The sequence below is a fragment of the Clostridium sp. RTP31139st1_H3_RTP31139_211217 genome, assembly GCF_040227035.1.
Lineage (GTDB): Bacteria > Bacillota > Clostridia > Clostridiales > Clostridiaceae > Clostridium > Clostridium saudiense.
In genome coordinates this window covers 80,468-94,683 of sequence record NZ_JBCOAB010000005.1, presented here as the reverse complement: position 1 = coordinate 94,683, position 14,216 = coordinate 80,468, and the positions used below count along the sequence as shown (strand labels likewise).

Below are 14,216 nucleotides of genomic sequence, written 5' to 3'. Positions count from 1 at the left end.
TTATCTTTAATGTTATTTTATACTATTTATTATACCAAACTTTATTATATAAAATATAAATAATAAAGTTAAATTTATAAGTGGTATAAAAAAACGGACTACATATTATAAATAAAATGTAGTCCATTTCCCTAATTATTAAAGTTCTTCACCATTAGTTGCTATAACTTTTTTATACCAATAGAAACTCTTCTTTTTACTTCTATTTAAAGTACCATTTCCTTCATTATCTTTATCGACATAAATAAATCCATATCTCTTTTTCATTTCTCCAGTTGATGCTGATACTAAATCTATACATCCCCATGGAGTATATCCTATTAAATCAACTCCATCTGCAATTGCTTCTTTCATTGCTTTAACATGTTCACTTAAATACTCAATTCTATAATCATCATTTATAGTTCCATCTTCTTCTGGAATATCTACAGCACCTAATCCATTTTCAACTATGAATAATGGCTTTTGATATCTATCATATAGTTGATTTGCTGTTATTCTTAATCCAAGGGGATCTATTTGCCATCCCCATTCTGATGCCTTTAAATATGGATTTCTAACAGTTTTAAATGCATTTCCTGAAGTTTTTCCATTAACTATTTCTGGATCAACACTTGCACATCTGCTTGAATAATAACTAAATCCAATAAAATCTACAGTATTATTCTTTAATATCTCATCATCATTTTCACCAAATACAAGCTCAATTCCATTTTCTCTTAAGAATCTCTTTGCATAACCAGGATATTCTCCTCTTGATTGAACATCTATAAAGAATAAATTTTCTCTTTCTTTATCCATAGCTTTTTGGACATCTTCTGGATTGCAACTATATGCATAAGTTGCTCCAGCAGCAAGCATACATCCTACCATAGATCCTGGAATTATTTCATGTGCCATTTTAGTTGCTAATGCACTTGCTATAAGTTCATGATGAGCTGATTGATACTTAATTTGAAGTTCATTATCCCCTTCTTCAAATCTAACACCAGCACCCATAAATGGTAGGTGTAATATCATATTAATTTCATTAAATGTCATCCAATACTTAACTTTATCCTTATATCTTGTGAAGATAGCCTTACAATAATTTAAATAGAAATCTACAAATTTACGATTTTTCCATCCACCAAACTTTTCGATAATTCCAATTGGAGTATCAAAATGGCATATTGTAACTACTGGTTCTATTCCATGTTTAATCATTTCATCAAACATTTCATCATAGAATTTTAATCCATCTTCATTTGGAGTTTCTTCATCTCCTTGAGGGAATATTCTTGACCAAGCAATTGATATTCTTAAACATTTAAATCCCATCTCTGCAAATAATGCTATATCCTCTCTAAATCTATGATAAAAATCTATAGACTCATGTGATGGATAATACTCTCCTTCAATAGGTCTTAAAATATCAATTTTACCTTCCATAACTTTTCTTCTATTTTCTCCAGCTGGACAAAGATCAACAGTTGTTAATCCTTTTCCGCCTTCTTTGTATCCACCTTCACATTGGTTTGCAGCTAAAGCTCCTCCCCACAGAAAATCTTTTGGAAATTTATTAAAATTATTATTCATAACTATCCTCCCCTTTTATTTACTAAAGTATTGTAATCAATGTTTCTCCTGTATTAACTGATTTAATGTCCTTTGGTACTATTTCTAAATATTCCATAGTATTTGTGATAATAACAGGTGTAATTAATTCATAACCTTCATTTTTTATAGCATTCATATCAAATTCAACTAAAGTATCTCCAACTTTAACCTTATCTCCATCTTTAACATGTGCAGTAAAATGCTTACCATCTAATTGAACTGTATCCATACCAATATGAATTAAAATTTCAGCTCCATATTCTGATTTTAATCCAATTGCATGCTTTGTTTTAAATATCATTTGAACTGTACCGTTTATTGGTGATACTACCTTTCCTTCTGTTGGATTAATAGCAATACCTTTCCCCATCATTTCTGATGCAAATGTTTCATCCTTAACTTCATTTAAAGGAACTATATTTCCTTTTAATGGGCTAGCAATAGTAATTTTATTCATTAATGGTGCTTTATCTACTGCAACTTCTTCTAAAGATTCATCTTCTATTTGATCATCTTCATTTGCAGGATCTTCAAATCCAATTATCCAAGTTAAAGCAAATGCAGATACAAATGCTATAGCGCAACCAATTAATGCATGAACAATATTCATTGGATTTTCCCCTATAAATATAGCAATAGATGCTAATCCTGGTGCTCCTGATGAATAACGAACAACTCCCATAAGTCCAATATATAATCCAGCTAAAGCTCCTCCTGAACAAACAGCTATAAGAGGTTTTTTAAGCTTCATTGTAACACCATACATCGCTGGCTCTGTAATTCCAAGCAATGCAGTAAGTCCTGCTGATCCTGCTAATTGTTTTAAATCTCTATTTTTAGTTTTTAAAGAAACACATAAAACTGCGCCACCTTGAGCTATATTAGATACAAGCATACCTGGTCCTAAAACATTTTCTGATCCCTTTAATGCTAAATCATTAAATGCTAATGGGAAAAATGCATAATGCATACCAACTAAAACAAGCAATGGAGATACTCCACCAATTATCATTGGTATTGACCAAGGTGCAACATTATTTATAGCTGTTACAATATCAGCTAAACCTTCGCCTAAAACTGATCCTATAGGCCCTAAAGCTATTAAAGCTAATGGCCCCATAACCAATATAGTAATTAAAGGTTTTGAGAAAAATTTAATTGGTTTTGGTGATATTTTATCTGCAAAATTTTCAACATATGACATTACCCAAACAACTAGTATAATCGGAATAACTGAAGATGTATAACTTACTAACTTAACAGGTAATCCAAATAAAGTTACAGCTTCTTTTGCATTTACTAAAGCTGTCCAGTTCGGATGAATCATTATTCCTCCCATCAATATACCCATAAATGGATTACACTTAAATTTAACTGCCGCAGTATATCCAAGTGCTACTGGGAATAAGAAGAATATTGCATCTGCCATAAAGCTTAATATATAGTAAGTTTGACTTTCTTTAGACATTAATCCAAAAGTGGTTAATAATACTAAAACAGCCTTTAACATTCCAGCTGCCGTAAGTGGTGGTAATATTGGAGTAAAAGTACCTGCAATTATATCAAATATCTTATCCAATCCTTTCTTCTCACCATCATTTTTAGAACTAGAACTTTGGAAATTACCAATCTTTAATAACTCCTTATATACATTAGCAACATCACTACCTATAATTATTTGATATTGGGCTCCTTTATCTACAACACCCATAACACCTTTTGTTTTCTTTATTGCTTCTGTATTGGCTTTTGATAAATCTTTAAGATTAAATCTTAATCTTGTTGCACAATGTGTTAAATTTGATACATTTTCTTGTCCACCGACATTTTTTAATATTTGTTTTGCTAAATTTTCATAATTCATAGCTTAATTCCTCGCTTTCAATATTTTAATTTTCTCAAATTTAAAATTTTGAAGAATTAAGGTTTTGCCTAGCCTAACCTAGTAACAATCCTATGAAACTTCTAAGGTTATATTAATTTTCCTGATCATCACCTCCACAATTTACTTATCAGTTAATAAAAATTATATAAAAAAACCTAAACTAACTTTTAAAATTAAAACTACAGATATACTTACTTCTAGCATTATACTTCAAATAAAATGATAAATACTTTAATAAATCATTCTAATGAATTATCATATCTACTGCTTAATTTTAATTATTAATTTAGGTTTTGCCTGATCGAATCAGTAACAATCCTAATGGAAAGTATTAAAGTTATATTTAATTTTAACAATTTTCATGTACTACTCTAGCTGTATGTATTATTAAATATAGCATTTCTTCTTTAGTTAATTGAGTACCATATTTTTGCTTTACAAATCCCTCAATTCTTTTTACACACTCATAAGAATTTGGATACTTAAGTTTTATCATGTCAAATAAGTCATTATCATTATCTTCATAATATCTTCCACTAGATAGTCTTTGAGTAAAGAATTTTAAATGAGTAATAAATCTATAATAATTAATCGACTCTTCATCAAATTCAATATTAAAATGATACTTTACCATCTTTAATATTTCTTCAATTAATTTAATCATATCTACTATTTCTGGCATTTCTTGATCAAGTTCACCATTTAAAATATGCATTGCTATTGATGCTGCTTCATCTTCTGGTAACTCAAAATTTAAATTCTCCTCAATAATCTTTAATGCATGGATTCCAATTTCAAATTCAACTTTATGAAGTCTCTTAATATCCCAAAGCATTGCATTTTTTATTTCTAAGTTTTTTTCTGCTCTACTAATTGCAAAACTAATATGATCTGTAAGTGTTAAATAAATATTTTCATTTAACTTTGTACCCAACTTATTTTCTGCATATTTTATTATATTTTCTGCAACTTCTAAATACTTTGCTGGAATATCATTCACTAAAGTAAGCAACTTTTCATTTATACTTTTATTTTCTAAGACGAATATTTTTTCTATTTTACTCTCATCAATCTCATCGCCTTTTTTCTTTTGGAAAGCTATACCCCTTCCCATAACAACTGCTTCTTCACTATTTTCACTTATAATTGTCACAACATTGTTATTTAATACTTTATTTATGATCATATCAGTATAATCCCCTCATTTTTATATTTACTAATTTAAGATATTAAACTTAATTAAAGTTATACAAAAAACCTAAATCAATATCAAATAATGCATATAATTATCATATAAAAATAATTAATATACATATATTTGGTATCAATTTAGGTTTTGCCTGCTTACTCAGTAACAATCCCAAAATGGATTCCACTATTAACTTGTCTTAATTTTATCAACTAATGTAAACATTGTCAATATATTTATTTAAATTTTATGCAGCTTCTACAAAGCATATATTTTCAATTTTATGCTTTAAATTTTTATTTATATAAGCTACTATTCTTCCTACTAATAACGCCGATAAAACAGTTCCAATACCTAATCCATCTAATCCTTTATTGTTTATAAGTAATATTCCTACTGATAGTGCTACTACAACACAATCAAAGTATATTTTTGCCTTTCCAAATTCTATTTTTGCCTTTTTACTTATAACTTGTGCTAATCCATCTGGAGCTACTGGTACAATATTTGCTGTAATAGTAAATGTAACACCAAAAGCTGTGATAAAAAAGCTTAATATACAAATTACTATTCTAATATAAAAACTATCAATATTTATATTAATAATTGCATTAAAAAAATTCATTATTTGACCAAATAATATAGCAAATATTATTTGTAATAATTGAACTATTTTAAAATCCCTTCTTAATATTAGTATTTGTATTCCTACATAAATAATGAATAATATTGCTGCCGCTCTCCCTAAGCTAATACTAGTAACCTTACTTATACTTAGCGGTAATGAACTTACAGGTGATGCTCCTAAGTTAGATTTTATTGCTAATACTCCACCTAAAGCCAATAAAAATATACCACAAATATAAATAGCTATTCTGTTTGCATTCTTCATCTATATCCCCCAAAAATTTATATTTACTTTATTAAAAAATTTCTCATTATAAATTCTCCTATAGATATGATCATAAAAAAATAAATAGATAGTACCAATATTTTCTTATATTACTACTATCTATTTATTATCATTTACACATAAAATTGTCAACTTAATTATGCAATCACAGTTGATTCATTATTTGATTTTTCTTTACCGTTAAGAACAATTCCAACAAACTTTTTACCATAAGGTAAGCAGAATTGAATGAATGGTCCTATCGCCAACATTGCTATAATAGTACCGATTCCAACCTTTCCACCAAGAATAAATCCAACAATTAAAAAAGTTGCATCAAATGCTATTCTAACCCATCTATATTGACAGTTTAGCTTGTCTTTAATTATAAATGGAACAATATCATTTGGTGCTACTCCTATATCACTTTCAGACATTATTGAAAATCCTACTGCAATTATAAAGCATCCACCTAATACTAATAACATCTTTACAAATATATTTGCAGATTCTATAGGAAAATATGATACTGCTTTTACACCTAAATCAATTATTGGTCCTACCCCAATAACACATATTAATGTTCCTATCTTTATACGTTTTCTATCAACTATCAGTATTCCAATAAATAATACTATTAGTATTATCATATTTGCTACACCTGGAGTAACTTCAGCTCTTCCTGTAATCATATGAACTATTGATAAATCTTTTAATCCAGTTTTATTTAGAACCGTTGCCAATCCTTCTGTAAAAACAGTAAATGAATCTGATCCAATGCTTGTCTTTAAAAATAAAGCTACACCAAATTGAATTATACTCATTCCAACAAAAAACATTACTAATCTTTTAATCAAATTAATTGCTTTTTTCAATTTTTTCACCCTTTACTATTATGTTTTTTTCTTCGACTAAGTGCTGTGACTATTTAATATTTATGTAATTTAAGTGCACATATTCCATTTTATAAGAAATTATATGTATTGTCAAAAAAATATCAATTATATTATTACGACTATCTTATTGACTAATTATCTAAACAAATAAGATAATCGTAATACTATTTATAGATAACTAAGGACACTTTTTATATACTACTCTTTGAGCAATATATATTGTCATTTACATTAATAAAAGTTTCTTTTTCTGATATTTCACTATTTATTAAAACTCTGATCTTAATAGTTGCTTTAGCGCTCTCACCAATATTTAGCTCGCTAACTTTCCATATTATTTCCTTTCCTAGTTGATGAATTGATCCTTTTGATACACTTATTTCTTTTACTGTTATTCCTCTTCCTAAAACATCAGTAATTCTAATATCCGTTGCTACATCTGGACCATTATTTATAATATTTATTTCATATTGAGTTTTTCCTCCGGGTTCAACATCAATATTATATTGTGATTTTTCTATACTTAAATTGCATATTCTAGTGCTTACTTTCATTATAGATATTGAACTCTCTTCATAATAGCCTTCTTTTTCTTTACTTCTATCTTCAGAAATTGAATGAGCATATCCAGTAATATATGTGTTTAATTCATTATCTAATGCAAGCCCTAATGCAAAATCATTTATATTTTCTCTTAAGAATGTTCCAAGTAATAAAGCTTTTCTTCTTTCTTTGTTTATATCTAATTTTAATAAAAAAGAATTATATCCATTTTTTACCCAACCATTTTCATAACTATTCACTGGAAAATCAGTTGATGTTGTAAACCCACATATATATACATAATTATTATAATCAATTTTTATATCTGAACATACATCACTTCCATTTCCATCTATATAACTTCCATAGGCTAGTCCTTTTTCTCCTGATAATTGTGTATTTATCTTAATAAGAAACCCCGAACCCTCTATGTTAGATATACTATTTTGAAATGCATTTTGGGTTATAGGAAAATTATTCAAAGAATTTGTTACTCCTGTTATATAAGCACATTCTCTTGAATCAACTGCAATTCCATATCCAGCTTCTTCCCCATCTCCACATAAAAATGAGGAATATATTAAGCTCTCTTTTCCTGTTTTATTCAAATTAAATTTAGATATAAAAGCACTACTTAATCCTCCTTTAAATTTAGTTTCATAAGCATTTTGTGTTACAGGAAAATCCTTTGATTGAGTAACACCTGTAACATATACATAACCATTGTCATCTACTGCTAATGCTGAAAAACTAGTTGAGTCATTTCCACCAAAATATGTTCCATATAACAATGCATCTTTTCTTTCTTTATTTATATCTAGTTTTAATAAAAATCCAACATCAACAGCATCATCATTATTTTTTTCATAAGCACTTTCACTTATAGGAAATCCAAAATTTGAATTAGTTAATCCCACTACATATACATTCTTTTCCTTATCTATTGCCACCGAATAAGCATAATCATACGAATTCCCACCTAAATATGTTCCATAAACTAAGCTACTTAATCCAACCTTTTTAGTGTCTATTTTAATTAAAAAACCTGTTTTACTTCCCCCTGGATAACTATATGCATATGATTTTTCTGTTACTGGAAATTCATATATTGAATTAGTTGCTCCTACTATATATGCATTTTTTTCATTATCCACAGCTATTCCAACAGCCTCATCAATGCCTTCCCCACCAATATAAGCTGCATACTTTAGTGCCGACTGTCCCTTTTTAGTAGTATCTATCTTTACCAAAAAAGCACCATAATCCTTTCCACTTAAAACATTTTTATAAATCTTCTTGTCTGGAAAGTTTTGAAAGCCTACTTCTCCTGTAATATATACACAGTTCTTTTCATCTACAGCTATTGAATTTGCTCTATCAACTACACAAGTAGAATTAAAATTATCAAATGATACTGATATGGTAATTGTTAAACTATCTTCTTCATTATAATTACTTATATTAAATTTTATATTACCGTCCTCATCTATTCCAAAGCTACTTTCTATTTTTTCATCATTATTATTTTGATAAGCTTCAGGTTTTGATATTTTTAATATTCTTTCTTTTATATTAACATTTATATCTCCATTATCATCTAACTCTATGTTATTTGCTCCATTTAAATTTAATAATATGTTGTTTATATTTTTATTAGGTTCAACTATAAAGTCCCATTTAATAACCCCCTCACGTTCATAATATAATATATCTATTCCATTATATATTTCTTTGTATAATAGCTTTTCATATAATGGTATAGAACATTTCCAATTTGAAATATCTTCTCCCTTAAAATAATTTAATGTACAATTAAATTCATTTTTACCTATTATTTGAGGAATCTTATTTGAACTTTTAAAACAAACTCTCAAAACATTAATTTGATACTCTTCCATTTTTCTTAGTGATGTATTATATAAGTTACTACTATCTAACTCTTTCAACTCTTGTATTTTTTCATTACTTCTAAATGCTAATACTATCTCCTTATCAGTAAAAAAGGTTGTACATTCTTTTTTGTTTAATACAAATTGTACCTTATTATCATATTGACCTATATTTCTTTCAAATATCAACGGTAAATTATTTAATACATTTGCTATCTTAACATTGCTCATAATCTCTCCTCCTTTTATAACATTATTTCTACTATATATTAACTTATGTACCTTAATTTTTAATTATCACTACATTTCTATTTATATATAACTTGATTTAAATGCATAAAAAGAGACTATCAATTATGATAATCTCTTTTCTTTATCAATAAATAACTCTAATTACAATTTTCTATAGTAAGTTAAACCTATATATTTACTTAATAATAATTAATATTTTTTTATATTAATTTATACCTTTCTAGCAACTCTTCAATTACAGTTCCTTGAATTTCTTTAAATACTTTCTTTTCAACCATCTTAGCTTTTAATGGAAGTTTTATATCTGTAATCTTCTTACCATCCATCATTTTAGAAGTTGAATCTAGTAATACTCTAATATCATAACAAGAATTAAATACTTCTGGAACTCCACGATCAATATTTAATAATGTATATACTGCTTCCATAGCTGTTCTTACAGAATATTCAGTTGTAAATACTGTATCACGAACTGTATCTGCAAATTGACCTAAAAATGCAAAGTTAACACATCCCTCTGGTACAACTTTGGGTCTATCACCAGCTGTTCTTGGCATAAAGAAAGCTGTTATATATGGCATCATACAAGGTATAGCTCTTGCAGAATTTCTAGCCATTTCTGGAATTTCATCTACTGGAACACCTAAATGATATAACCATTCTTGAGTAATTTCATATCCTGTACATTCCTTCATAGGCTTTTTAATAAAGTCACCAGGAACATCTGTAAATAATCCATAAACCCACACAACTAATTGATCTCCAGGTTGTGTTTTAAAATGTGGCTGACGATTTAATGTATAGCTCATTAACCATGAAGAATCTTTTGCTGTTATTATTCCTCCTGTAACTACCTTTCCGCTAAATGGATCACGCTTACATACTTTTTCAATATATGGTGGTATTCTATCATCTAAAGTTGTAACTGTAGCTGATTCCCAGTTTGTAGCTTTAATATTTGTACAAAACTTATCTGGATGTCCAAAGTCCTGATCTTGAGCTGCGATGTTTCTCCATAATCTCCAGCAACCACCTTCTTCAGTATTTAAAACCGGTGCAGTATCATGATCACCTAATGTAGCATTTTCTGTACAACTACCATTTGTAACAAATACTAAGTCATCTTCTACTAAGTCTATTTTTTCTTCTTTTCCATCATGAATACAAATAATTTGTTTTGCTACTTTTTTCTTACCTTCTTTTTCAAATATTACATTAGTAACTTGTGTATTGTATTGGAAGTTAACCCCATGTGACTCTAAATATTTAACCATTGGTAATATTAAAGATTCATATTGATTATACTTAGTAAACTTTAATGCTGAGAAATCTGGAAGTCCACCAATATGATGGATAAATCTTTGAATATAAAGTTTCATTTCTAATGCACTATGCCATTCTTCAAATGCAAACATAGTCCTCCAATATAACCAAAAGTTTGATTTATAAAACTCTTCTGTAAATACATCATCTATTGTTTTATCATATAAATCTTCATCCTTAGTAAAGAATAATTTTATTATTTCCATAGATGCTTTATCTGATAAACCAAATTTACCATCTGTATGTGCATCTTCACCTCTATTTACTGTAGCTCTCATTAAAGAATAGTTAGGATCTTTTTTGTTTAACCAATAATATTCATCTAATACAGATACGCCTTCTGTTTCTAATGATGGAATTGATCTAAATAAATCCCATAAACATTCAAAATGGTTTTCCATTTCACGTCCACCACGAATTACAAAACCTTTTGTTGGATCATTAATTCCATCACAAGCTCCACCTGCAATATTCATTTCTTCTAATATGTGAATATGCTCACCCTTCATTTGTCCATCACGAACTAAAAAACATGCTGCTGCTAAAGATGCAAGTCCTGCCCCTACTAAATAAGCTGATTTTCTATCTACATTTGCTGGTTTTTCTGGGCGAGCAAATGCCTCATAATTACCATTACTATAATACATATAAATTCCTCCCTCTTATATAAAAACAATTTATTTTTTATTAAATTTCGTAGATTTATCTTATATGCTTATAGTATTACTTTCTAATAACATCTTCTATAGACAAAATTATGCCTATGTCCTATTTTTAAACAAACCTTTAAAATTGTAAAAAAATAAGACAAACCTTTAAGTTTGTCCAAATTTTATTATTCTAATTTATTATGTTTATCATTTCTATATCTTTCTAATGCGGTTTCAATATTTCCTGAAATTAATGTATTTAATCTCTTAATAATATCTTTTGGTTCTTCCATCATGCCTTTTCTTATCCAATCAATTACTAATCCAACAAAAGCAAATTTATAGAAATCTGCAATAAATGACTTATCTTTCTCTCTAACAGACATGTCCTTTGATTTTTCTTCAACTACACCCAAAAGCAAATAATATGTTTCATTATATAAATATCTTTCTAAATATTCTCTACTTACAGAATTATAAGTATTTAAAACAAAAGTTTTATTTTCTAAAATATATTCAAATATTTCATAAAACCCTTCTTGCCATGTATCATATGTCTTTTTATCTCCTAAAGCCCTTGTTGCTTCATTTGTATAAACCCATTCTAATAAATCATATATATCCTTAAAGTGATAATAAAACGTTTGACGATTTACTTCACAATCCTCTGTTATATCCGTAATTTTAATCTTATCTAATGGCTTTTGTGATAATAATTTTTTTAAAGATGTAGCAAATGCCTTTTTAGTTGTTTGTGCCATATAACTTCACCCCTTATATATCTCTCTTGTACACTCTTTTATTTATATTAAACGTTCTTATATTAATAGTCATTATATCATCTGTAACTTTCCTTATCTAGGAAAATTAAAAATAGTAATTTAAAATTCATAATTTCTCTATATTTTAATTTAATAAAAAAAGGAAAAGAAGATTTGCTATAAATTCAATCCCCTTTTCCTAACATAATTTTTTATTTTCTATTTTTTATTTCACTAGTTACTCTATCAATAAAGCTATTTAAATCAACAGCTCCTTCATCACCATTATCTCTGCTTCTTACTGAAATAGTCTTATCATTTTCTTCTTTTTCACCAATAATAATCATATAAGGTACTCTTTCATTTCTTGCTTCCCTTATTTTATATCCTATTTTTTCAGTACGCAAATCAGTTTCAACTCTTAATCCATTTGACTCTAGATTTCTCTTAACCTCACTAGCATAATCTACAAATTTATCCGAAATAGGTAAAATCTTAACTTGAACTGGTGAAAGCCATGTTGGGAATTTACCTGCAAAATGCTCAATTAATATACCAATAAACCTTTCAATACTTCCAAAGATAACTCTATGGATAACTATTGGCCTATGCTTTTCACCATCACTACCAATATAGTCTAATTCAAACCTTTGTGGTAATTGAAAGTCTAATTGAATAGTTCCACATTGCCATGTTCTACCTAAGCTATCTTCAAGATGAAAATCTATCTTTGGTCCATAAAATGCTCCATCACCTTCATTAATTTTATAAGGTAAATTCATTTCTTCAAGAGCTGCCTTTAATGAATCTTCTGCCATATTCCAATCTTCATCACTTCCCATTGAATCCTCTGGTCTTGTAGATAACTCAACACTATATTTAAATCCAAACTTTGAATAAACTTCATCAATTAAAGCAACAACCCCTTTAATTTCTGATTTTATTTGATCCGGCAACATAAATATATGAGCATCATCTTGAGTAAATGCCCTTACTCTCATAAGACCATGTAAAGCACCAGAAAGTTCATGTCTATGAACTCTTCCAAGCTCCCCAACTCTCATTGGAAAATCCCTATAAGAATGTGTTTCTGTTTTATAAATAAGCATTCCACCTGGACAATTCATAGGTTTTAATGCAAATTCTTCTTCATCAATCATTGAAGTATACATATTTTCTTTATAATGATCCCAGTGCCCGGAAGTTTCCCATAGCTTTTTATTTAACATTATTGGAGTTTCTACTTCAACATATCCAGCTTTTTGATGTAATTCTCTCCAATAATTAATTAAATTATTTTTAAGAATAACCCCTTTTGGTAAGAAAAATGGGAATCCAGGTCCTTCATCAACAAAAGTAAATAACTTTAACTCTTTGCCTAACCTTCTATGATCTCTCTTTTTTGCTTCTTCTATATTATTTAAATAACTCTTTAAAATATCTTTATTTGCAAATGCTACTCCATAAACTCTTTGTAGCATTTTATTTTTTTCATTACCTCTCCAGTAGGCTCCTGCAACACTAGTTAATTTAAAATCTTTTATTCCTTTAGTAGATAAAAGATGTGGACCTCTACAAAGATCTATAAAATTACCTTGTTTATAAAGTGAAATTGTTTCTCCTTCTGGAAGATCTTTTATAAGTTCTACCTTATAAGGCTCTCCCCTACCTTCCATTAATTTCAAAGCCTCTTCTCTACTTACTACCATTCTTTCTAATAAAATATCTTCTTTTATTATTTTGTTCATTTCTTCTTCTATTTTAACTAAGTCTTCATTATTAAATGGAGTTTCTATATCAAAATCATAATAAAATCCATTTTCTATTGTTGGTCCTATAGCTAGTTTTACATCTTTATAAAGTCTCTTTACAGCCTGAGCCATTACATGTGAGGTAGTATGTCTCATAACCTCAATCCCAGCTTCATCATCATAAGTTACTATATTAACCTCATCATTATTTTGAAGCTTATAAGCTAAGTCAACTAAGGTTCCATTTACTTCACCTACTACTGCGGACTTTCCTAACTTTTTACTAATTGATTTAGCTAGATCTAAAATAGTCGAATTTTCTTCAATTCTTCTTACAGATCCATCTTTTAATTTTACGTTAATCATTTAACTTTCTACCTCCTTTAACTGATATTCCAAGTTTTAACTTATACCTTCATTTTTATGAGAAGGTATTTCCTTATTAATATATATTTTTTGATATAAAAAAAACATCCATCCCAACTCTTGGGACGAATGCTATATCCGTGGTTCCACCCAAATTGAATTAAAAAATTCAATTCATCTTTAAAAGTTTTATCGATCTTCACCGATGGTATTTCTCACT

General features: G+C 28.2%; 9 protein-coding genes and 1 other annotated feature (1 of these 10 cut by a window edge). All 9 genes read right to left on the bottom strand.

Annotated elements, in window-relative coordinates:
* Positions 1-138: 138 nt before the first annotated feature.
* Complete coding sequence (locus tag ABUA17_RS03870) at positions 139-1,578, bottom strand: 6-phospho-beta-glucosidase (RefSeq protein ID WP_055277454.1); 1,440 nt, start codon at positions 1,576-1,578, stop codon at positions 139-141.
* 22 nt (positions 1,579-1,600) lie between these two features.
* Positions 1,601-3,463 (bottom strand): beta-glucoside-specific PTS transporter subunit IIABC, encoded by a 1,863-nt coding sequence (locus ABUA17_RS03865; protein ID WP_349817917.1) that lies wholly within the window; start codon positions 3,461-3,463, stop codon positions 1,601-1,603.
* 370 nt (positions 3,464-3,833) lie between these two features.
* Complete coding sequence (gene licT, locus ABUA17_RS03860; protein WP_042394664.1) at positions 3,834-4,670, bottom strand: BglG family transcription antiterminator LicT; 837 nt, start codon at positions 4,668-4,670, stop codon at positions 3,834-3,836.
* A 250-nt stretch (positions 4,671-4,920) separates the two neighbouring features.
* On the bottom strand, positions 4,921-5,565 hold the full coding sequence (locus tag ABUA17_RS03855) for a YczE/YyaS/YitT family protein (protein ID WP_195948471.1): 645 nt from the start codon (positions 5,563-5,565) through the stop codon (positions 4,921-4,923).
* Between the two features lie 158 nt (positions 5,566-5,723).
* Positions 5,724-6,440, bottom strand: coding sequence for a YczE/YyaS/YitT family protein (locus tag ABUA17_RS03850; RefSeq protein WP_042394671.1), 717 nt, complete (start codon positions 6,438-6,440; stop codon positions 5,724-5,726).
* 212 nt (positions 6,441-6,652) lie between these two features.
* Positions 6,653-9,124 (bottom strand): DUF7948 domain-containing protein, encoded by a 2,472-nt coding sequence (locus tag ABUA17_RS03845; RefSeq protein WP_195951212.1) that lies wholly within the window; start codon positions 9,122-9,124, stop codon positions 6,653-6,655.
* Between the two features lie 221 nt (positions 9,125-9,345).
* Positions 9,346-11,115: an oleate hydratase gene (locus ABUA17_RS03840; protein WP_195948472.1), complete on the bottom strand. Its 1,770-nt coding sequence runs from the start codon at positions 11,113-11,115 to the stop codon at positions 9,346-9,348.
* 188 nt (positions 11,116-11,303) lie between these two features.
* Positions 11,304-11,879 carry a TetR/AcrR family transcriptional regulator gene (locus ABUA17_RS03835; protein WP_055277444.1) on the bottom strand — a complete coding sequence of 192 codons (576 nt, stop codon included), beginning with the start codon at positions 11,877-11,879 and terminating at the stop codon, positions 11,304-11,306.
* A 212-nt stretch (positions 11,880-12,091) separates the two neighbouring features.
* Positions 12,092-13,996, bottom strand: coding sequence for a threonine--tRNA ligase (thrS, locus tag ABUA17_RS03830; protein ID WP_195958891.1), 1,905 nt, complete (start codon positions 13,994-13,996; stop codon positions 12,092-12,094).
* A 118-nt stretch (positions 13,997-14,114) separates the two neighbouring features.
* Positions 14,115-14,216: a binding site (T-box leader), on the bottom strand (it continues 125 nt past the right edge of the window).

Excerpts from the sequence above, each read along its gene's own strand:
- ABUA17_RS03840 (WP_195948472.1), bottom strand. The coding sequence starts at position 11,115 with ATGTATTATAGTAATGGTAATTATGAGGCATTTGCTCGCCCAGAAAAA.
- ABUA17_RS03870 (WP_055277454.1), bottom strand. The coding sequence starts at position 1,578 with ATGAATAATAATTTTAATAAATTTCCAAAAGATTTTCTGTGGGGAGGA.
- thrS (WP_195958891.1), bottom strand. The coding sequence starts at position 13,996 with ATGATTAACGTAAAATTAAAAGATGGATCTGTAAGAAGAATTGAAGAA.
- ABUA17_RS03865 (WP_349817917.1), bottom strand. The coding sequence starts at position 3,463 with ATGAATTATGAAAATTTAGCAAAACAAATATTAAAAAATGTCGGTGGA.
- ABUA17_RS03855 (WP_195948471.1), bottom strand. The coding sequence starts at position 5,565 with ATGAAGAATGCAAACAGAATAGCTATTTATATTTGTGGTATATTTTTA.
- ABUA17_RS03845 (WP_195951212.1), bottom strand. The coding sequence starts at position 9,124 with ATGAGCAATGTTAAGATAGCAAATGTATTAAATAATTTACCGTTGATA.
- licT (WP_042394664.1), bottom strand. The coding sequence starts at position 4,670 with ATGATCATAAATAAAGTATTAAATAACAATGTTGTGACAATTATAAGT.
- ABUA17_RS03835 (WP_055277444.1), bottom strand. The coding sequence starts at position 11,879 with ATGGCACAAACAACTAAAAAGGCATTTGCTACATCTTTAAAAAAATTA.